This is a genomic window from Bacillus sp. CCNWLW194 (genome assembly GCF_037120585.1).
In the GTDB taxonomy this organism is placed as follows: Bacteria; Bacillota; Bacilli; order Bacillales; family Bacillaceae_G; genus Bacillus_A; species Bacillus_A basilensis.
In genome coordinates this window covers 87,209-108,694 of sequence record NZ_JBBBBL010000001.1, presented here as the reverse complement: position 1 = coordinate 108,694, position 21,486 = coordinate 87,209, and the positions used below count along the sequence as shown (strand labels likewise).

Here is a 21,486-nt window from a genome sequence, read left to right as displayed (position 1 = left end):
CTCCTAAATAGAATTCATCATTTGAAACATTGGCATAATCATCGCTAAATACATAAGAACGACTATTCCTCCAATACACATAAATAAGATCGGTTGAATGATCACTAACATACGTTTAATTTTCCGCTCCATCTTTTCCATAATAAGATTGCTATAGTCACCTAATTCAATCGCCAAATTACCGTTTGCTTGTCCATGCGTAATAATATAAGAAAGTTCTTTCTCATAATATCCACTTTTAGCAATAATAGATTGTAACGATTCTCCTGCAATTAATTGGTGCTCAATTCGGCTCGCTTCATACTGAAAGAACGGATGATATTTTTGCTCCATCATTATTGTTAGAGCCTCAAGTACTGATAATCCGCCATGTAATAAACTGCTCAATTGAGTGGCGAAATAATGTGAATGCTTTAAAATAAAAAATGTTTTTACGATGGGGATACGAAGCATAATTTTTACCTGCTTCATATACGAGAGTTTCCGAAAGTAAAGCATATATAAACTGCATCCAATCAAAACGATAAAAAGAGTGCTAAATATAAGGTAAGGTAGTAGCTTAATTGTACTTAATATTTGTTTTGTAAATAACGGTGCTGTAGAACCAAACGAACTATATACCATATCAACCTGTGGTAATAAAATGCGGTTAAAAATCAAAATCATGATTATTAAAAAAAATGCCAAAAACATAGGATACTGCATGATTTTTAACATATCTTTCCTATACTTAACCTTTTTATATAGAAGTGCGCTCCCTTGTTGCAATGCAAAAGAAAGATCACCATGTTGCTCGGCATAAAATAAATAGCTTAACATCTCCTGATGAAACTTTAATTGATGAAAAGAATCGTGTAGACTTTTCCCATCTTTTAATCCATCAATCATGTGCTGCAATTGTACTTTCTTTTCTAAAGGTAATTGAAACCGTAAAAATTCTAATGCCTGCAAAAGGGAATATCCTTTTTCTAATAGTTTCCCTAATTGTTTCAGTAATACTACTTGATCACTTAAACTCCATATTTTCTTAAACATAAACATCCTCTTCTAAAAATCCTAAAGCGTATCCTTTTCGTATCGAAGATTCTAATGTTTCATGCGTGTATGTGACACATTCCCCGTTTGCTTCTTTAATCGCTTGTTTTAACTCATATCCATATAACAACTCATAAATACTCGCTTGTCTTACTTGCCTCATTGATTTACATAAAGTTGAGCACTTTCTTTTGCAAAACGGACACTTTAATTCGACAAGTCGCTGTGCAGCTATAGCCAATAAAGACTGTTCAATCTCTTGCCTCGTTACGCCAAAATCCATGAACCTGAGTATCGCCCCTTTCGCATCATTCGTATGCAGTGTCGTCATTACTAAATGTCCAGTCAAACTTGCTCTTATTGCGATTTTCGCTGTTTCTTCATCACGGATTTCACCAACTAAAATAATATCTGGATCATGACGTAAAATAGCCTTTAGTCCCGCCTCATATGTGATACCTGCTTTTTCATTTATTTGAATTTGTAATAAATCGTCATTTCTTTTTTCAACTGGATCTTCCAGTGTAACGATGCGGCGCGTTTTCTTTTTTCTCATTACCTCTACTCTAATAATGCATACATTGTTGTTGTCTTCCCAGAACCAGTCGGTCCAGTAAATACAAGTAACCCATGTGAATAACTTAAAAAAGAGAGTAATTTTTTTGCTGTACTTGGAAATAACGAAAGATGAGATAACGGCTGAATAGATGCTTGTAAATGGAGACGAATAACGAGACTTTCTTGGTATACGGTTGGAAGCGTGGAAAGGCGTAAGTACACTTCTTGTCCATCCATTTGTAAATACAGTGAACCATTTTGTGGCTTCCGCCTCTCTCCTATATCCATGGATGCTAAAAATTTAAAGTGTGAAACAAGTTTTTCTCCAAATTCCTTTTCAATACAATGTTTCATCATTAAATCTTTTCCTATACGTAGTTGAATTGCCACGTCCTTCTGCCTCGGCACGATATGTAAGTCCGACGCTTGTACCCTACACGCTTCTTTCAAAATCGTATTCGCAAAACTTTCAATTCCATTCATCATTTTTCCCTCCCCACTATGTATATAGCATGAAAAAATTCATAAGAAAAATCGGCATTTTTGTATTTTCACTAGGTAAAAAAGGAAAAATATGTTTGTGAAATTATGAACAATTTCTGAATTATTGTCTGAAATTACCTATACTCATGTTTATCTGTATTATAATGTTATTATCTTGGATAAAGTGATAAAGGTGGAGATCCTCATGGAACAAGCTTTAAAAATTACAGGTGTATTATCTGACCCAACTCGTTATTACATTTATAAATATATTTCTCAAAAACATAGTTACGTAACTGTACAAGAAATTGCAGATGAGTTTGACATTCATCCAAACGTAGCACGTTTACATTTATCTAAATTAGAAGATGTTCATATGCTTAAATCGGAAACAAAGAAAACAGGAAAAGGCGGAAGACCAAGCAGATTATATGTATTATCTGATGATGTTATCCAATTACAATTCCCCTTCCGTGACTATCAATTGTTAGCAAGAATAGCATTTAATTCTTTACTTAGCCTTGGTGCTGCTGGTGAAAAAGCGCTATACGAAACAGGAAAACAATTCGGGGCCGAATTAATGCAACAACATATGCAGCGCTTAAATGTGAGTGAAGATGCTTTAACAGTGGAACAAAAAGTTCAAATTGCAAAAGAAGCTTTCTCAACAGCTGGCTTATCACCGGCATTTGAATTAAGTGCAGATGAAACGAAAATTTTCTATGATGTACACAATTGTCCATTTAAAGAAGTTGCTGTTCATCATCCAACTGAAATTTGTAATATGCACGGAGATATGATGAAAGGGATTTTTGAAATCCTATTCCCTAACACGGAATTAACACGAAATGATAGTTTACTGGATGGATGTAAATCTTGTAATTATAAACTAACAATTTAATTTTCCGTATAAAAAGAAGCCAATTATAATTGGCTTCTTTTTATATGAACGAATATTTACAATAGTAAGAAAAATAAACTATAATGAAGTGAGGTTTACTTTTTTTAGAAAAGGAGGGAGATGGCATGGAGCGCATGTTTCGCGTTCTCGGCTTTTGGACTGGAATTTTCTCGGTTATGTTTTACGTAGGGGATATGCACTCGACCGCACTACTATTTTTAGGACAAACAGGATTCTTCGTACTTTTAAGCTATTTAAAATTAACAGAGCGTATGTATATATACGTATTCGGGGCATATTTAACTGTTTTCTTCATAGGATTTACATACTACACGACGTTCTTGCTTGTCCCTGGGGCTGGACATTAAAAGATGGCATTTTGCCATCTTTTTTTTAATTCCGCAATTTCCTAGTTGACTTATAGGTTTTATTACCTTATATTCTATATAACAGATTGGAATTAGGGGGAATCAACATGAATACACTGCTTGTCGGAATTAACGTTGCAGTCATGCTCATCTTAGTTGGCGTATTATACTATATGCAACGTAAGCATGTATCTTTTAATAAACGTGTATTTACTGCTTTAGGAGTCGGAATTATCTTCGGTCTTATATTACAATTTATTTATGAGCCTACTTCTAAAGTCATCATTGAATCAAATACTTGGTTTGGCTTAATCGGTAGCGGTTATGTGAAATTGCTTCAAATGATCGTTATGCCACTTATTTTAGTATCTATTATTTCAGCATTTACAAAATTACAATTAACGAAAAATCTTGGTAAAATTAGTGGTCTTATTATCGGAATTTTAATTCTTACTACAGGAATCGCTGCAGCTGTCGGTATCGCTGCAAGTGCAGGATTTGATGTATCAGCAACAGGCCTACAACAAGGTGATGCAGAATCTGCTCGTCTGAAGTTAGTTGAAGAAAGATTTACTTCTATTGAGAAAACAACAATTCCAGATAAATTATTAGAGTTGTTACCTACAAATCCGTTTCTTGATTTAACAGGTGCTCGTCCAACATCAACAATTTCTGTTGTAATATTTGCAGCATTTATCGGTATAGCCTTTATAGGTGTAAAACGAAAATATCCAGAACAAGCAGAGCTATTTAAGAAGATGCTTGATGCTGTATATGCAATCGTAATGCGTATGGTAACATTAATTTTACGCCTTACTCCTTACGGCGTATTAGCTCTTATGGCAAAAACAGTTGCTGGTAGCGATATAAATGCTATTTTAAAACTTGGTAACTTCGTGTTAGCGTCTTACGTAGCACTTATCGTAATGTTCGTTATCCACTTATTATTAATTGCTCTCTCTGGTTTAAATCCAATTCAATATTTGAAAAAGGTGTTCCCTGTATTAACATTTGCATTCACATCTCGCTCTAGTGCTGGCGCAATGCCATTAAATATTGAAGCTCAAAAAGAAAAACTTGGTATTTCTGAAGGAATTGCAAACTTCGCAGCATCATTTGGAGTATCTATCGGACAAAACGGTTGCGCAGGTATTTATCCAGCAATGCTTGCAATGATGGTCGCTCCAACTGTAGGAATTGATCCATTACAACCACAATTTATTTTAACTTTAATCGCTGTCGTTGCGATTAGCTCATTCGGTGTTGCCGGAGTTGGTGGCGGTGCAACATTCGCAGCATTAATCGTACTATCTACAATGAACTTACCAATCGGTATTGTCGCTCTTGTTATCTCAGTTGAACCATTAATCGATATGGGTCGTACAGCTCTTAACGTAAGTGGTTCTATGACAGCAGGTCTTATTTCAAGTAAATGGCTTGGTGAATTAGATCAAGATACGTACAATCAAGATGATACAAAAACTGGTGAAATTGCTTCATAATGAAAGAAAGACGCTAACATACATTTGTTAGCGTCTTTTTTATTCCGTTCCCTCTTTATAGATCTTATCTTGAGAATTATCACACCAAATATTCTTCTAGTTGCTCTTTTAACTCTTCCTCAATCTCATAACAAGATTCATCAACAAGTTCTCCTACTTTCTTACTCCACAAAATGTTTGATTGAATTGGCATTCCTAAAAAAATTCTTTCGCATTTCCAAATTGAAATATTGTGAAATTCAATCATCTCTTTTTCTTCATCTAATATAGCTATAGCAACTGATGAATTATATCCCACCTCAAAGGGATTCTCTTTCTCTCTTGCAAATCCCATATCTAATTCCATGTTTTTTCTATGTATAAATGCGAATACTCTTTATACAGTTTAAGTGATATTCGCTTTATTTCCTTCTCCACACACTGAATTTTCTCTTTTAGCTCCAATGTAAAATCCCGTTCTTTATACTTCATTTCCATCTCCTTAAACACGGAAAAAGAGAATACAATAACATATTCTCTTTCCTCAAATATATTTCATTATCTCACAGCCCGTCCTTTTCACAAATAACCATTTTGTTCGCACCATTTATGAAATTGTCCTACGTCTACTCCAACTAACACGATATCCTTGAGCTCTACATCAATGCTTTGTTCTCCAATTACAATAGCAAACTGCGATTCTAATTTTGTCTCGTTTTTCTTTACAATTCCAATTCGGTTCCGATGCGCTCCATCTTTTATATATGCTTTTTGTCCTACAATATCAAAGTTCAAGATTTTCACCTCTTTTACTGCGCTCAAATTGGAAATACGATCTCCACCTCGGAAAATTTCCTTTCATTGCACTATTTCTCTATATATATGACGAAACAATAAAAGAGTCCTTCCTTCTTTACAATTATTTTTTCTTTGTTTCATTTTTGTGATTGAAACGTAAAGTTTATAATAAAATACACTTGGAAGCGCTTTCTATGTAATTTTTTATGTTATAATATATAAGTAGAACTTCGTAAAGAGGGTTAAAAAATGAATACAAAAACGATAAAAAAAGTAATTGAAGCATTAAAAGTATATGGGTTTCAGGATGTATCATTCTGTGACAAAACGAAGCAATTTTTATTTCATAACGAAACGGATATTATGAGCGGCTATGCAGAAATAACATATAGTAGTCAATTCGAAAAATTCAACGTACAAATTCATCCAATTGAAACACATCACCAAGGAGAGTTACAAGAGGTTGAAAGACATATACAAGCCTGTATAAGAAAAGTGGAATATTTAAACGCACTTCTTAGCGGACAAACAAAACTAGATGACAAAATTATTATAATGTAAAAAAAGAACGTGAGGATATCACGTTCTTTTTTTACATTATACGTTCATCTTTTCCTTCAGTTGTAATCCTGTAATGGATTGTAATACATCCATTGCTTCTCCAAATGTCATATCAAAAATTGTCTTATCTTCTATGTATGGAAATTGTCTAAAACGCTTTTCTAACATTTTCACGGCGTCCGACGTAAAGTGTGCACTATCAATGCCAAATTCTGTTTCAAGAAGAACGATCCAATCTAACACATGAAAACCTAATCCATTTACGAATGAAATAAGTTTTTCTTCTGGCTGTGAAGATAAGAATACGTATCGCTCCATCTCACTAAACAGTTCTTCGCCTAAAACTTCTGCTAACTCATCATCATGTTCACGTTCAATAATCTCTTCATACCCGTAATCATCAACAAGCTCCTCAACTTCTTCACTATCCTCACAGAGCAATTGACTAAGAAGTGCATCTTTCTTAAATTCACTACCTTGTACAACTTCTAAAAAGCTCGTTTCCCATCCATTTTCTAATTTCATATAATGTAACTCCTTTATATACTTTTTCTTATCATCACTGTACCCAAAAGATCGCTTTTATAACCTTTTAGATAATTACTATTATTTCACATGATTCATAACGTGAGATGCAAATTCAGCTGCATCGCCTTCAAAAATATTTATTTCTGGCAAATGATAGAACGTTGTTTGAAGCGGATTTCCTTCATGATATACATATATCTTTTTCTCTAGCGCAATCGCCATTCCAAACTCTGTATGACTCCCATTTCCGCCATCTAATATAAGTAAAAAGACATCCGCTTCTTTGATAGCATTCTTTTCTGCCTGGCCAATTTCTCTTAATTGTTCTTGATTTACTGCTCTTTCGTTTCTTGTCCAATCATATGTATGATGCCATCCTGCGTGTTTCAGTTCATTTGCTATAGAACGTACAAGATGTTTATTTTTGAATCCTGAAGCGATATAAAAATCCATTTATATACACCCCTTCTTTATATACGGGAAACTCCTTTTTAGCGTTACTTGCTATATATAATAAAAAACGATTTCAAAAAAAATACCCATCTTTAAAACTTATTTGCGTTTAAATGATGGGATGCTTCATGATCTTCTTTTATTTTTTGCTTTTTATAACTTTCATCAGCTAACATATCTAGTTCAGCTGTTATCTCTGATTTTTCAAGCTCTCTTTCTTGCGAAAATTTCCTTGAAATATAAACAATAACACTACCAACGTACAACACAAAGCATATAATAAGTGCAGTATTTTCATAGAGACTTAGCTCCAACACAGTCACTCCTAATCCATTCGTATTTTCACGCTTCATTAATTGGAATTTCCCTACTAACCATTTGTTATTGTAACATAAAAACACCGTTTCTTGGAATCTTTCAACCTACTAAAAGAGACATGATTTTTTCATCATGCCTCTGAAATATGGTGAATGATTGTTTTAGTCGCTTCTTTTCCATTATATTTTTTTAATGCGGTTTTATACGCCTCATTATTATGAGATAGCTCTTCAACATGCTTTATAAGAGAATTCACAGTCACATCTTCTTCATACAGTACAGAGGCATATCCTTGTCTTTCAAAAGACTCTGCATTTAATATTTGATCTCCACGGCTTGCAAATTTCGATAACGGAATTAGCAGCATTGGCTTTTGCAATGTTAAAAACTCAAAAATGGCATTGGACCCCGCACGCGAAATAACAAAATCTGTTATCGCTAATATGTCTGGCAGCTCTCCATGTACATATTCAAATTGTCTATATCCTTCTTCATTTTGTAAACTTTCATCAAGATTACCTTTTCCGCAAAGATGCACAATTTGATACTTTTTCAGAAGTTCTGGTAACGCTTCTCGAACCGTTTCATTAATTTTCTTTGCGCCCAAACTTCCTCCCATGATTGTAATAACTGGCTTTTTACGTGAAAAACCTAAAAATGCTAAACCTTTTTCACGATTTCCCTTTAATACTTCTTCACGTACAGGTGATCCTGTATAGATTACTTTTTCTTTCGGTAAATGTTTCGCAGCTTCTTCAAATGTAACAAATATTTTCGAAGCAAAACGGAGCGCAATTTTATTTGCTAGTCCTGGCGTCATATCAGATTCATGTAATAAGACTGGTACTCTATTTAGCCATCCTCCAATTACGACTGGTACAGATACGAAACCACCTTTTGAAAAAATCACATCTGGTTTGAGTTTTCGAATCCTTACATACGCGTCCATAACACCCTTCATTACAAGAAAAGGATCTTTTATATTTTTTAAATCAAAATAACGGCGTAGCTTTCCACTCGCAATACTATAGTACGGAATGCCTTCCTTTTCTATAATCGTTTTCTCAATTCCTTGATGAGAACCAATATAAGAAATATCCCAGTTGTCTTCCTTTAAATATGGAATAATGGCTAAATTAGGTGTTACATGCCCTGCCGAACCGCCACCTGTAAAGACTATTTTTTTCATACGTCTCCCCCTTCTAGACTATAATACACTAAAATATCTTGCCTCGGGGTGAGAAAATACCATAGCCGTTACAGACGCTTCTGGCTCCATCATAAATCCTTCCGTTAATGAAATACCTATTTCCTCTGGATGAATTAAGCGAAATAGCTTTTCTTGATCTGCAAGTTCTGGACATGCTGGATAACCGAAGGACACGCGTATCCCTCTATATTTCGTACGGAAGCGTTCTTCCATCGTCAATTCTGGCGAATCTGGAATACCCCAGCGATCGCGAATGAGCATATGTGTTTTTTCAGCAAGTCCTTCTGCTAGTTCAAGCGCTAACGATTGAATGGCATGACTGCGTAAATAATCACCTTTCGCCTTCCACTCTTCAGCAATGTCCCGAACGCCTTCCCCAACAGTAACGGATAGGAAAGCAACATAGTCCATTTCATCTCCAATTGGTCTTAAATAGTCACCTAAAGTACGATATGGTGCTTTTCCTTGTCTCGGGAATGTGAAACGCTCTATGACACGTGTATGATCTTCTGGATCATATATTACAATATTTTGTCCGTCGCTTTGCGCTGGGAAAAATTGATACACTGCTTTTGGTTTTAACCAAGATTGTCCTTCCTGCAATAATTCGTCTATTAAATCATTTAATTCGTGCGCTCTTTTATCTCCCTCTCGCAAAAGCTTCTTCACACTTCCTTTTAATCCAAGGTGATGTCCAAGTAGCATTTGTCTATTCAGAAATGGTGCGAGATGTGAAACAGGAACATCTCGTAATACAATTCGTTTTATTGAATCAGGCACCATAACCTCTGATTTTGGTAATGGCTCAATTACTGCTGGAATTTCTACTTTCTTCTCTTCTTTTGTTACAATATGAAGATGACGTTCCTTTTTATCCTGCTTCATCTTCTCACGCTCTTCTTCTTTTTGAAGCTTATTAATAATATCAAGCCCCGTCATTGCATCACTTGCATAACATACGAGCCCTTTATAGGATGGCGAAATACGATTATCTGTAAACTTTCTCGTTAACGCTGCCCCGCCTACAACAATCGGAATATCAATATCCGCCGCTTTTAAATCTTCTGCAGTCGTTACCATTTGTTGAGCCGATTTTACTAACAAACCAGAAAGACCTATAATATCAGGCTTCTTTTCTTGTACTTCTTGAACAATTCGATCCGAACGTACATTGATTCCTAAATTAATAATCTCATATCCGTTATTCGCTAAAATAATTTCAACGAGATTTTTCCCAATATCATGCACATCACCTTTAACAGTCGCTAATAATACTTTCCCTTTTTTTGCACTATCGCTAGATTCCATATGTGGCTCTAAATAGCTTACAGCAGCTTTCATACTTTCAGCACTTTGCAATACTTCAGCAACGATAAGCTCATTATTATTAAATAATCGTCCCACCTCATCCATTCCTGTCATAAGTGGGCCATTAATAATATCCAAAGGTTTTCTTCCTTCAGTAAGTGCGAGGCTTAAATCTTCGTGTAACCCTTGTTTCGTACCTTCTACAATATAATTTGCTAGTCGCTCATCAAGAGTTAATGTTTCTTGGATAACGACATCTTTCTTTTTTGCCGCGCGATAAAAATTTGTAAATTTTTCTAACGTCTCTTGCGTTGTTTCAAAAAGTAATGCATCTGCAAGACGTTTTTCTTCCTCAGGAATTGACGCATAGCGTTCTAATTTTTCCGTATTCACAATCGCGTAATCTAATCCTGCTTTCGTTGCATGATATAAAAAGACGGAATTTAATACTTCGCGTCCAGCTGGTGGTAAACCAAATGATATGTTACTTACACCTAAAATCGTTAAACACTCTGGTAATGCTTCTTTAATAAGGCGAATCCCTTCTATCGTTGCTGCCGCCGAGCCAATATATTCTTCATCACCTGTACCTACTGGAAATACAAGTGCATCAAAAATAATATCTGACGGACGTATACCATATTTCTTCGTCAATAACTCATAACTTCTTTTCGCAATTTCAAGTTTTCGTTCCGCACTTACTGCCATACCGTCTTCATCAATTGTTCCCACAACAATAGCTGCACCATATTTCTGAAGAAGTGGTGTCACTTTTTTAAATCGTTCTTCTCCATCTTCTAAATTAATTGAATTAATAACAGCTTTGCCTTGAATATAAGTAAGAGCTCGCTCCATCACATTTTCATCTGTTGAGTCAATCATAATCGGTACTTTTAACACTTTCGTAACTTCTGCCAAGAAGTTTTCCATATCTTCTATTTCATCCCGGTCTGGGTCTGCCATACAAATATCAATAATATGAGCATTTTTCTTCACTTGTGCTCTTGCGACTTCAGCAGCTTCTTCAAATTTCCCTTCTGCTACTAATCTTTTAAATTTACGTGACCCAATAACATTCGTTCTTTCACCTACAAATAACGGTCTCATAGAATCATCATATTGCAGTGCCTCTAATCCACTAACCCCATGCCCTTCTCGTTCATGATGTTCACGCGGATTAAGCGAATCTAACGCAGATTTCATTGCTTTTATATGTTCTGGTGTTGTGCCACAACAACCACCGATAATATTAACCCATCCTTCTTCAGCAAATCGCTTCACTTTTTCAGCGAGAGAAGATGGAGATTCATGATAATGTCCATCTTCATCAGGAAGACCTGCATTTGGATAACAAGAAATGTAACACTCCGACAAATCAGATAGTGAACGAATATGATCTCTCATAAACTCTGGACCAGTCGCACAGTTTAATCCAACAGATAATGGCTTCATATGTTCTACCGATAAGTAAAAAGCCTCAATTGTTTGCCCAGCCAGAGTCGTTCCCATTGGTTCAATTGTTCCTGAAATCATGATAGGTACAATTTTATTTAGTTCGTCAAAAGCTGCTTGAATTCCAATATAAGCAGCCTTCACGTTACGCATATCTTGACTCGTCTCAACGAGTAATACATCAACTTCTCCCTTCAGCAATCCTCTTGCCTGCCGTGTATAAGCTTCAATTAATTCTTCAAACGTCACACCACCAGTAACACTAATCGCTTTCGTTGTCGGTCCCATTGCTCCCGCAACATATACTTCCTTCCCACTTTCTATAACAGCTTGCTTTGCTAAACTCGCTGCCTTCTCATTTAATTCCTCGTCTAAATGGGACAACGCATAATCACTTAATACAATATTTGTCGCCCCGAATGTATTTGTTTCAATAATATCCGCCCCGGCTTCAATATAAGCTTTATGAATCTTTAAAATAACATCTGGTCTTGTTTCTACTAAATATTCATTACAGCCTTCGTACTCTTCACCTCCGAAATCTTCCGCTGTTAAGTCCTCTTGCTGAATCATTGTTCCCATTGCACCATCTAATATTAAAATGTTATTTTGTAATTTCTCTTCTATACATTTCATCAATTAATACCTTCTTTCACTTCTTGCTTTTCTCTCACATATTTAACAAGGTGTTCTGTAATTTCATATTTTAGAAATGGTGTAATAAGATAAATGCCGTTAAAATATTTCATCGCCGCATCGATCAATTCTTGTGAAATATGAATCCCTTCCTCAATTGCTGCCTCTTTCGTTTCATGCCCATCCATTCTCTCTCTTATTTCCTCAGGAAGTGTAATACCCGGCACCTCAAAATGAAGAAAATCTGCATTCCGTTTACTTATTAATGGCATAATCCCAATAAAAATAGGTTGTTCCAAATGCTTTGTTGCTTCATACACTTCTTCAATTAACGCGATATCATAAATCGGCTGAGTTAAGAAGTATTCCGCTCCAGCATCTATTTTCCGTTCCATTCGCTTAACCGCTGCTTTTAAATGTCTTACATGCGGATTAAACGCACCTCCCACTGAAAACCTTGTTGCTGGGCCTATTGATTTCCCTAAAATAGAGCGCCCATCATTCATTTCTTTAATCATTTTAATGAGCTCAATAGAGGACAAATCATATACAGAAGTGGCACCTGGAAAATCACCGACGCGTGCTGGATCACCTGTTAAAGCTAACACTTCTTCCATACCTAATGCTGATAAGCCTAGTAAATGAGATTGTAGCCCGATGACGTTATGGTCTCTACACGTTAAATGCGTCAATACGGGAATATCATGCTTCGTTAATAATGCTCCCATTGCCATATTCGAAACGCGAGGCGATGCTAATGAATTATCTGCTAGAGTAATAGCGTCCGCCCCAGCTCTTTTCAATGCTCTCGCCCCTTCAAAAAACCGCTGTGTATCTAACGTTTTCGGTGGATCTAATTCCACTACTACTGTCGTTTGTTTTTTTGCTTTCTCCGCTAAAGTGACATGAGCTTTCGAACGTTTCTCGTGTGTATGCACTACTTTCGGTCTTTGAATCGTATCCTTTTCTATTACAGGCGTAACATTTAGAGTAGCCCGTTTCATACTTTCAATATGTTCTGGAGTCGTACCACAACAACCGCCCAATAACCGAATACCTTGCTCAATAAATTTCGGTGTCATCGCTTCGAAATAAGCCGGACTTCCCTCATATACGTAACGTCCCTCCACATAATTTGGAAGACCTGCATTTGGATATGCTGACAAGTAACCATTTTGCGGAATCGATATCATTTTAAAAGCTTCCGTCATATGAAGTGGCCCTAGTTGGCAGTTCAATCCAACGACATTGGCACCGTAATCTAAAAGCTGTTTTAAGATTTCATTTACATCATTTCCATTTTGAGTCGTACCTGCCTCATGTAACGCTAATTGAGCTACAATTGGGATATTCGTTTGTTTTCGTAGCACCTGAACAGCATGAAGTAATTCAAACTCATCATAAAAAGTCTCTAATAGTAGTCCATCAACCTGTTCTTCTAGTAAAGCACTTGCCTGCTCAAGTAGCATAAATTCCCTTTCCATATCAGTAGTTGTAACGGCTCCAATATGTTTCATACCGCCAATTGTTCCTAAAATTGCATTTCTATCTGTCACAGATGCTTTCGCCAGTTTTACTGCCGCTCTATTAATTTCAGTAACTTGATTTTCTAAACCATACATACGTAATTTCGCTTCATTTGCTCCGTACGTATTTGTTTGAATCACATCTGCCCCAGCAGCTACATATTGCTTATGAATCGATATAATTAAATCTGGATCGGATATATTTAACTCTTCAAAACTACTTTGCAAACCATGTGAATGTAATAACGTCCCAACCGCACCATCACCTATTACAATTCCTTTTGATAATAAATCTAGTAATTTCACAAATCTCCCTCATTTCTATCAATATAAAAACCCCCTCTTCACTTTGAAGAGGGGGACATAATTGTTCCTCCTCTTATTATGCAAAACATTCGTTTTGCAGGTATTAGCACCGTTTCAAACATTTCGTTTGAAGGTTGCCGGGTTTCACAGGGCCTTTCCCTCCACCGCTCTCAATAAGAGTTTGTCTTTATTATTTTATTTATGTAGCTAAAAGGAAATACGTTCCCCTTTTAACAATGTTTGTTAATTTTTTAATAAATTTAGCACGCACAAATGCAAAAGTCAATGACAGTTGTGGAAAAATAAAAATTATTTAAAATAAAGTTGCAATTCAATTATCTTTTGTTGTAAAGTTAAAAACATAATAAAATTTCATACGAACATTCTTATCTAGAGAGGTAGAGGGACTGGCCCTATGACGCCTCAGCAACCATTAACATTTGTTAATAAGGTGCTAATTCCAGCAAATTGTGAAAGATTTGACAGATAAGAAGAAGACTCTATTCAAACCGAAAGCCTTCTTCTTAGAAGGCTTTTTTTATTTTACATTCACTTAATTGTTAATTTAAAAAGGAGGAATTTTCACATGTCAACAATTGAAACAAAACTAGCACAAATCGGAAATCGTAGCGAAACTACAACAGGAACGGTTAACCCACCTGTTTATTTCTCAACCGCTTATCGTCATGAAGGAATTGGTAAATCTACTGGTTTTGACTATTCACGAACTGGTAATCCAACTCGCGGCCTTTTAGAACAGGCAATTGCAGATTTAGAATACGGCGAACAAGGTTATGCCTGTAGTTCAGGGATGGCAGCTGCTCTCCTCGTCCTCTCCCTATTCCGCTCCGGAGACGAACTTATTGTATCTGAAGATTTATACGGGGGCACTTATCGATTATTTTCTGAGCACGAAAAAAAGTGGGACATTCGATGTAAATACGTAAATACACAATCTATTAAACGAATTGAGCAAGCTATCACCACTGAAACGAAAGCTATTTTCATAGAAACTCCGACAAATCCATTAATGCAAGTTACTGATATTGCCGCTGTCGCAACTGTAGCGAAAAGACACGGACTACTTCTTATTGTAGATAACACATTCTACACGCCTTATATACAGCAGCCATTAACAGAAGGTGCCGACATTGTACTTCATAGTGCAACGAAATATTTAGGAGGACATAACGATGTACTAAGCGGACTTGTCGTTGCAAAAGGAAAGGAACTTTGTGAGGAAATCGCTCATTATCATAATGCCTCTGGTGCGGTCTTAAGCCCATTTGACTCATGGCTATTAATTCGTGGTATGAAAACGTTAGCTCTTCGCATGAGACAACATGAAGAAAATGCAAAAGCAGTTGTTGCTTATTTAAATAATGAGGACGGGGTGACAGATGTATTTTATCCTGGAAGAGGCGGCATGATTTCATTTCGTCTTAAAGATGAAACATGGATTAATCCTTTCTTACAATCTTTATCCTTAATTACATTTGCTGAAAGTCTCGGTGGTGTTGAAAGTTTGATGACATATCCAGCAACACAAACACACGCTGATATTCCTGAAGAAATCAGAACAGCAAACGGTGTATGTAATCGTCTTCTTCGATTTTCCGTTGGCATTGAAAATAGTAACGATTTAATTCAAGACTTACAGCATGCCATTAAACTTGTAAAAGAAGGTGTAAGAATATGAGTTATTCTATAGATACACTTTTACTACACAACCAATATAAACATGACCCACAAACAGGAGCTGTTAACGTTCCCATCTATAACACATCAACATTCCATCAGTTTGATGTAGATACGTTCGGGAAATATGACTATAGCAGGTCTGGTAATCCAACTCGTGAAGCTCTTGAAGACATCATTGCATTATTAGAGGGCGGAACAAAAGGATTCGCATTTGCATCAGGCATTGCAGCAATTTCTACTGCATTCCTCCTTCTTTCACAAGGTGATCACGTACTCATTTCAGAAGACGTATATGGAGGCACTTACCGAATGATAACTGAAGTACTCTCCCGTTACGGTGTCTCACATACATTTGTTGATATGACTAATTTAGAAGAAATAAAGCACAACATTAAACAAAATACAAAGCTCTTTTATGTAGAAACACCTTCTAACCCGCTTTTAAAGGTGACAGATATTCGCGCTGTTTCTAAGCTTGCAAAATCTATTGGCGCTCTTACCTTTGTTGATAATACATTTTTGACACCACTATTCCAGAAACCGCTTGAACTTGGAGCAGATGTCGTTCTTCATAGTGCTACAAAATTCATTGCTGGTCATAGTGATGTTACTGCCGGATTAGCGGTCGTAAAAGATGCCGAACTTGCTCAAAAACTTGGATTTTTACAAAATGCATTCGGCGCTATTTTAGGACCTCAAGATTGTTCTCTCGTACTTCGCGGTCTAAAAACATTGCATGTACGCCTTGAGCATTCAGCTGCAAACGCCAATAAAATTGCACATTATTTACAAGAGCACGCTAAAGTTCAAAACGTCTATTATCCTGGCTTACAAACACATCTTGGATTTGATATTCAACAATCTCAAGCTACATCAGCCGGAGCTGTCCTATCTTTCACTTTACAGTCAGAAGATGCACTCCGCCAATTTCTATCAAAAGTAAAATTACCTGTCTTTGCAGTTAGTTTAGGAGCTGTCGAATCGATTCTTTCCTACCCAGCTAAAATGTCACATGCAGCACTGTCGCAAGAAGCTCGTGATGAAAGAGGGATTTCTAATTCATTACTTCGTTTATCTGTCGGCCTTGAAAATGTTGATGATTTAATATCCGATTTTGAAAATGCCCTTTCTTATGTAGAAGAGCCTGTAAATGCATAGAGAGAAAAGAAGATATGAAATTAAATTTTCATATCTTCTTTTTATGTTTTCGAGTATACTTTTTACTTTTCGTATAGTTCATAAAAAACGATAGGGCATTATCTATTTCCAATTAATAAATTAATTGATATATTAAGAAATAAAAGGGGCAAAAATAATGGATACTTGTGCAGATGTTTTAATCGTTATCGATTTACAAAATGGAGTATGTTATAGCGAAGAACATTTATTCGATTTAAAAAATTTACTTACAAAAGTAAATAAAAGAATTTCTTCATACAGAAAATCAAACAAACCAATCATTTTCGTTCAACATTGTGATGATGATTTAGTACCTGAAAGAGAACTTTGGGCTATTCATGCTGATCTAGATGTTCAAGAACAAGATTTTTTTGTGAGAAAAACACATGCAAATTCATTTTATAAAACTAACTTAAAAGAAATTTTAGACCAATTATCTGTACAGCATATTGAATTTTGTGGTGCCCAAACAGAGTACTGCATGGATGCTACAATTAAATTTGCTCATGGACTCGGATACGAAAACTTCATGGTACAGAAAGCCACCTCTACGTTAAATAATCCATTTATGTCCGCAAAAGAGACAATTGATTTTTATGAAAATATATGGAACCACAGATTTTTAAAATTGATGAAAGAAGAAATCTAGAATACATAACTAATGTCTTGGTAATTCTAAGATTTATCAGCTATACTCAAACATTTTATTATCACCATAAAGAAGCTGATTACATTCAGCTTCTTTTCTTTTTAACCTGTTTTATATTCTAGATATTACATTATAATTCCTTTATCTTATTATTTTAAAAATTTTGTATATTCATTTGAAAGAATAAGAAAATCATGGTAAGATTGTGTTACAAATATATCTATATCTTTCAATTTTTAAAACGCATCGAAATTTTCACCCAAAAATGTCATTTTACAAAACCGTGCTAAATCATCTACTTTATTTACATCAGGGTCTCTTTTCTTACAATTTCTTTACTTTAGGACTTTTTTTCTGCAACAACTGTTTTCTTTTCTTTAATTTTTTGGTATGTATAGTATGGTATAACAGCTCACACGGAGGTGGAAAAGAACATGTTAGAAACCTTTCAAAAAGAAATAGAACTATATGAAAGCAATGCAGAATTATTGAAAGTGCTTGCTCATCCTGTTCGCTTATGTATTGTAAAAGGATTAATTGAACGTGGTCCAAGCAACGTTTCTACAATGTACACTGGCTTAAACATGCCACAATCTACAATTTCACAGCATTTAGCAAAGTTAAAGAGTGCTAAAATCGTTTCAAGTGAAAGAAAAGGTTTGGAAATTTATTACAAAGTAGAAAACGAGACAATTATTCAACTCGTTCGCGTATTATTAGGTTAGGGACTAATAAACAGAGAAAAAGGACGTATTTTATATTTTTCATCTCATATCTTTAATATAAATATATATCATGAGAGGAAATATATGATACTACATAAGTCGTATTAAAAAACAAGACACAGAAATATGCTGTGTCTTGTTTTTTATATTTTTAAATACCGATCCAAGTGTAGCTGTTGCATATGTTTCGTATGTATAACAACATCAAATGCACTCCCTAATCCTCCGCTCAAAATCATAGAACGAACTGCTCGATTTTGTTTTTGAGTTTCAGAAAAAGGATTCCTATCTTGGTGATTTGTAAGCTGGTCTAATATTCCTGCTGCTAACAAAAACTCAGATTGCTTCTTATGCCATACTGTATTCATACCTTGCAGGCTAAACATCTCTTTCAGCTCATCCCAATGAATATGAGTAGTAAGATCCATTTCACCTGGATGTGCTAAAGGATTACGAATTAACTTATGCTCATAATACCCTCGTAAACTTCCTTCTTGATGTGCAGGATGCATCCATTCTTCTTTTGTATATCCATAATCAACTGTAATACATACACCTCGTTGAAACCATTTCGCAATTTCTTTTATATACTCTTCCATCACAATCGGCACTTCAAAACGCTGACCTTCTGCAAGATGAATATTATATTTCAATAAGTATCGACCAATTCTTTTATGTAACGGTCTATATACTTCTGCAAGTTTCCCTTCCTCTGTGTACGTAACACGTACTTCATTCAATATTCCATTTCTCTTCTCAATTACTTCAACAGGGAATGCATCAAATAACTCATTCGAAAAAAGAATCCCTTCGAACGATTCTCCCATTTCACTATGCGACGTATAATATGACACGTTAGAAAACGAACAAAGATTTTTCTGCTGTAGTTTTCTATGAAAAGGACTCATTTCAATCATTGAATAGTTTAAATCAATAAAGGTTTCCGGAGATAATTGCTTCCATTCTTGTAAAACATCATAGGCAAACCTTCCTGTTCCCCCACCAATCTCACAAATATTCGGATTAACTTCACCATTTTCAACAAGACGAATAAAAAACTTAGCAAAGGTCTTTGCAAAAACAGAGGATACGTTGCTACTTGTGAAAAAATCCCCTTGTCTTCCAATTTTTTCACGCTCTTTCATATAATAGCCATGTTCCTCTGCGTATAACGCAAGGTTCATATATGTACTATATGAAATCGAATAATCCTTTTCTTTTTCCATCCATTTTCTAAAAATGAGCTCCATTCCCATAATGACCCCTTACTGTAAAAATGGATTATTTTCTTTTTCAAAACCAATGCTTGTTTCTGGACCATGTCCACATAACACCGCAGTTTCATCTGGTAACACAAATAATTTTTCTTCAATACTTCCAATCAATTCAGCAAAACTCCCACCAGGTAAATCTGTTCTTCCGATGCTCATTTGGAACAATACATCTCCAGAAAATACAGCATTCGCCTCTTTACAATAATAAGAAATACTGCCTGGAGAATGTCCTGGCGTCTCAAAAATTTCAAAATTAAATGAACCAATTGCTAATACACCTTCTGTATCAATAATATGATCTGCTGGTTTTGCTGTAATGCTGCGATTCATCATAAAAATTTGAGAGCCATTTACAGTTGCATCGCCTAACCAATCTGCTTCTTCTTTATGTACGTACACAGGAATATGAAAAGCGTCTCTCACCGCATCAACAGCACCAATATGATCAAAGTGAGCATGTGTTAATAAAACAGCCAGTGGCTTTAATTGTTCTTCTTGTAAATATGTAACGAGCTTCTCTCCTTCATGACCAGGATCAAAGATAATACACTCATTTTTATCATTCGTTAAAATATAAGCATTCGTTTGTAATGGGCCTAACGGCATTTGTATCCATTTCATATGAAAATCTCCTCCAATTATTAAACTTACTTTCAATGATACAACATTTTTTTCTCTTAGGAAAAGAAAGGATGCTATCTCGACAATCATTTTTAAAACATGTACAATATAAAAGAGTAAATATTCCAAAAACTCATATTAAGGAATGGGTAGACAGAGGAGGATATTGTATGGGCCTTGTTATTATTTTTACGCTTGTCACTCTGTTAGCTGTATTTGCTACGCTTAGAACACTTCGTGAAAAGAATTTTCTCGCGGGCGGCTTTGCAATTGCAACTGTACTCGTTTTCGGATGGTTTACAATCATGACTGTTCTATATAACGGGTACCCACCAGCAGCTTAATTCATTTACATGTTATTCTTCATCAAGATTTCGCACAAAAAGAGGAAGGGTTTCCCCTTCCTCTTTTCATAGTTCACAACTTATATCATCTTCGCTTCGTATTTGTGCTTTTTTACAAGCCACGCTCCTCCGATAACACCTGCATCATTACCAAGTGTTGCAATAGCTAGCTTCGTGCTCTTTACAGCACGTGAGAAAGCATATTGCTCGAAATAACGTTGAATTGGTTCTAATAGTGCATCTCCAGCTTTAGAAACGCCTCCACCAATAACAATTTTCTCTGGGTTCAACGTGCTAGAAAGGTTCGCTACAGCTAAGCCTAAATAAGAAGCTACTTTTTCTACTACTTCACCAGCTAGTTCATCACCTTGTCCATGTGCTTCAAATACGTCTTTTGATGTAATACGCCCTTCTTCTGCTAACATAGAACGAAGAATACTCTCTTTATCAGTCTCTTGTATTTTTTGCATAGCAACACGTACAATACCCGTTGCAGATGCTACAGTTTCTAAGCAACCAGACTTCCCGCAATTACATGGGAAAGCATTCTCTGTAACTACTGTAATGTGTCCAATCTCACCAGCAGCACCACTTACACCGTGTACAATCTCACCATTAGCAATTACACCGCCGCCAACACCAGTACCAAGTGTCATACAAATTAAATCTTTTGCTCCTTCACCAGCACCTTTCCACATTTCACCAAGCGCTGCTAAGTTTGCATCATTATCAATAACAACAGGTAATCCTGTTTCTACTTCTAATAAATCTTTTAACGGATAGTTTTTCCATCCTAAATTAACCGCTTCATAAATCATTCCAGACGCCACGTGTACAGGACCAGGAGCTCCCATACCAATACCGATTAACTTACTTTTTAATTCACCTAACTCTTCTAACTTTTTATCAATAGCTTTCGCTACATCAAGCGTAATATGTTTTCCTTGCTCATTTGTATTCGTAGGGATTTCCCACTTATGTAAAATTTCACCGTACACATTAATAAATGCTAATTTAATCGTTGTACCACCAAGGTCAACACCAACTAACCATTTCTCTTCCATGTTGCTT

General features: G+C 35.7%; 20 protein-coding genes, 2 pseudogenes and 2 riboswitches. Of the genes and pseudogenes, 9 read left to right on the top strand and 13 right to left on the bottom strand.

Annotated features, from left to right (window positions below; all coding sequences use genetic code 11):
• Nucleotides 1–3 precede the first annotated feature (3 nt).
• Together comGB and comGA are read right to left on the bottom strand one after the other, a co-directional pair.
• Nucleotides 4–1,035 (bottom strand): competence type IV pilus assembly protein ComGB, encoded by a 1,032-nt coding sequence (gene comGB, locus V7S50_RS00570; RefSeq protein ID WP_242252230.1) that lies wholly within the window; start codon nt 1,033–1,035, stop codon nt 4–6.
• Nucleotides 1,028–2,076, bottom strand: a pseudogene (comGA, locus tag V7S50_RS00565) (competence protein ComGA). Before comGA ends, comGB begins: the two are co-directional and overlap by 8 nt.
• A 205-nt stretch (nt 2,077–2,281) precedes the next feature.
• Between comGA and V7S50_RS00560 the strand changes: the two are divergent.
• The 3 genes from V7S50_RS00560 to V7S50_RS00550 all read left to right on the top strand — a co-directional run bounded on the left by V7S50_RS00560 (nt 2,282) and on the right by V7S50_RS00550 (nt 4,847).
• Nucleotides 2,282–2,977 (top strand): helix-turn-helix transcriptional regulator, encoded by a 696-nt coding sequence (locus tag V7S50_RS00560; RefSeq protein ID WP_242252234.1) that lies wholly within the window; start codon nt 2,282–2,284, stop codon nt 2,975–2,977.
• 125 nt (nt 2,978–3,102) lie between these two features.
• Complete coding sequence (locus V7S50_RS00555) at nt 3,103–3,345, top strand: DUF2626 domain-containing protein (protein WP_000440713.1); 243 nt, start codon at nt 3,103–3,105, stop codon at nt 3,343–3,345.
• A 107-nt stretch (nt 3,346–3,452) separates the two neighbouring features.
• Nucleotides 3,453–4,847, top strand: coding sequence for an L-cystine transporter (locus V7S50_RS00550; RefSeq protein WP_001094341.1), 1,395 nt, complete (start codon nt 3,453–3,455; stop codon nt 4,845–4,847).
• A 79-nt stretch (nt 4,848–4,926) separates the two neighbouring features.
• Here V7S50_RS00550 and V7S50_RS00545 read toward each other — a convergent pair.
• Together V7S50_RS00545 and V7S50_RS00540 are read right to left on the bottom strand one after the other, a co-directional pair.
• Nucleotides 4,927–5,318 (bottom strand): annotated as a pseudogene (locus V7S50_RS00545) (hypothetical protein).
• Between the two features lie 87 nt (nt 5,319–5,405).
• Nucleotides 5,406–5,621 (bottom strand): DUF3912 family protein, encoded by a 216-nt coding sequence (locus V7S50_RS00540; protein WP_001008320.1) that lies wholly within the window; start codon nt 5,619–5,621, stop codon nt 5,406–5,408.
• Between the two features lie 252 nt (nt 5,622–5,873).
• On the opposite strand from V7S50_RS00540, the gene V7S50_RS00535 reads away from it, so the two are divergent.
• Nucleotides 5,874–6,185, top strand: coding sequence for a hypothetical protein (locus V7S50_RS00535; protein ID WP_242252235.1), 312 nt, complete (start codon nt 5,874–5,876; stop codon nt 6,183–6,185).
• 36 nt (nt 6,186–6,221) lie between these two features.
• Here V7S50_RS00535 and V7S50_RS00530 read toward each other — a convergent pair whose 3' ends face one another.
• From V7S50_RS00530 to V7S50_RS00505, 6 genes are all read right to left on the bottom strand, one after another.
• Entirely contained in the window at nt 6,222–6,710 is a 489-nt protein-coding gene (locus V7S50_RS00530; protein ID WP_242252237.1) for a hypothetical protein, read from the bottom strand.
• Nucleotides 6,711–6,791: 81 nt separating this feature from the next.
• On the bottom strand, nt 6,792–7,166 hold the full coding sequence (locus tag V7S50_RS00525) for a nucleoside 2-deoxyribosyltransferase (protein ID WP_063222954.1): 375 nt from the start codon (nt 7,164–7,166) through the stop codon (nt 6,792–6,794).
• Between the two features lie 92 nt (nt 7,167–7,258).
• The gene (locus V7S50_RS00520; protein WP_242252238.1) at nt 7,259–7,519 is read right to left on the bottom strand and encodes a DUF3966 domain-containing protein; all 261 of its coding nucleotides are present in this window, start codon (nt 7,517–7,519) and stop codon (nt 7,259–7,261) included.
• A 95-nt stretch (nt 7,520–7,614) separates the two neighbouring features.
• Complete coding sequence (gene murG, locus V7S50_RS00515; RefSeq protein ID WP_242252239.1) at nt 7,615–8,673, bottom strand: undecaprenyldiphospho-muramoylpentapeptide beta-N-acetylglucosaminyltransferase; 1,059 nt, start codon at nt 8,671–8,673, stop codon at nt 7,615–7,617.
• Nucleotides 8,674–8,691: 18 nt separating this feature from the next.
• Nucleotides 8,692–12,090 carry a methionine synthase gene (gene metH / locus V7S50_RS00510; RefSeq protein WP_242252241.1) on the bottom strand — a complete coding sequence of 1,133 codons (3,399 nt, stop codon included), beginning with the start codon at nt 12,088–12,090 and terminating at the stop codon, nt 8,692–8,694.
• Nucleotides 12,090–13,922 carry a bifunctional homocysteine S-methyltransferase/methylenetetrahydrofolate reductase gene (locus V7S50_RS00505; RefSeq protein WP_063222951.1) on the bottom strand — a complete coding sequence of 611 codons (1,833 nt, stop codon included), beginning with the start codon at nt 13,920–13,922 and terminating at the stop codon, nt 12,090–12,092. The genes metH and V7S50_RS00505 overlap by 1 nt, the downstream gene beginning before the upstream one ends.
• A gap of 70 nt (nt 13,923–13,992) precedes the next feature.
• A riboswitch (SAM riboswitch) is annotated at nt 13,993–14,102 on the bottom strand.
• 203 nt (nt 14,103–14,305) lie between these two features.
• A riboswitch (SAM riboswitch) is annotated at nt 14,306–14,415 on the top strand.
• A gap of 93 nt (nt 14,416–14,508) precedes the next feature.
• Between V7S50_RS00505 and metI the strand changes: the two genes are divergently transcribed.
• From metI to V7S50_RS00485, 4 genes are all read left to right on the top strand, one after another.
• Nucleotides 14,509–15,621 carry a cystathionine gamma-synthase/O-acetylhomoserine thiolyase gene (metI, locus tag V7S50_RS00500; RefSeq protein ID WP_242252243.1) on the top strand — a complete coding sequence of 371 codons (1,113 nt, stop codon included), beginning with the start codon at nt 14,509–14,511 and terminating at the stop codon, nt 15,619–15,621.
• Complete coding sequence (gene metC / locus V7S50_RS00495; protein ID WP_242252244.1) at nt 15,618–16,781, top strand: cystathionine beta-lyase; 1,164 nt, start codon at nt 15,618–15,620, stop codon at nt 16,779–16,781. The genes metI and metC overlap by 4 nt, the downstream gene beginning before the upstream one ends.
• Before the next feature lie 157 nt (nt 16,782–16,938).
• Nucleotides 16,939–17,451: a cysteine hydrolase family protein gene (locus tag V7S50_RS00490; protein ID WP_242252245.1), complete on the top strand. Its 513-nt coding sequence runs from the start codon at nt 16,939–16,941 to the stop codon at nt 17,449–17,451.
• Between the two features lie 434 nt (nt 17,452–17,885).
• The gene (locus tag V7S50_RS00485) at nt 17,886–18,176 is read left to right on the top strand and encodes an ArsR/SmtB family transcription factor (RefSeq protein ID WP_000894375.1); all 291 of its coding nucleotides are present in this window, start codon (nt 17,886–17,888) and stop codon (nt 18,174–18,176) included.
• Between the two features lie 143 nt (nt 18,177–18,319).
• Here the strand turns inward: V7S50_RS00485 and V7S50_RS00480 are convergent, their stop codons facing one another.
• Entirely contained in the window at nt 18,320–19,432 is a 1,113-nt protein-coding gene (locus V7S50_RS00480; RefSeq protein WP_242252246.1) for a class I SAM-dependent methyltransferase, read from the bottom strand.
• 9 nt (nt 19,433–19,441) lie between these two features.
• Entirely contained in the window at nt 19,442–20,071 is a 630-nt protein-coding gene (locus V7S50_RS00475) for an MBL fold metallo-hydrolase (RefSeq protein WP_242252247.1), read from the bottom strand.
• Between the two features lie 170 nt (nt 20,072–20,241).
• Between V7S50_RS00475 and V7S50_RS00470 the strand changes: the two genes are divergently transcribed.
• Nucleotides 20,242–20,415 carry a DUF2759 domain-containing protein gene (locus V7S50_RS00470; protein ID WP_000524853.1) on the top strand — a complete coding sequence of 58 codons (174 nt, stop codon included), beginning with the start codon at nt 20,242–20,244 and terminating at the stop codon, nt 20,413–20,415.
• Nucleotides 20,416–20,495: 80 nt separating this feature from the next.
• On the opposite strand, the gene glcK is transcribed toward V7S50_RS00470, so the two are convergent.
• Nucleotides 20,496–21,479, bottom strand: a complete 984-nt coding sequence (gene glcK, locus V7S50_RS00465; RefSeq protein ID WP_000391706.1) for a glucokinase — start codon at nt 21,477–21,479, stop codon at nt 20,496–20,498.
• Between the last annotated feature and the right edge of the window lie 7 nt (nt 21,480–21,486).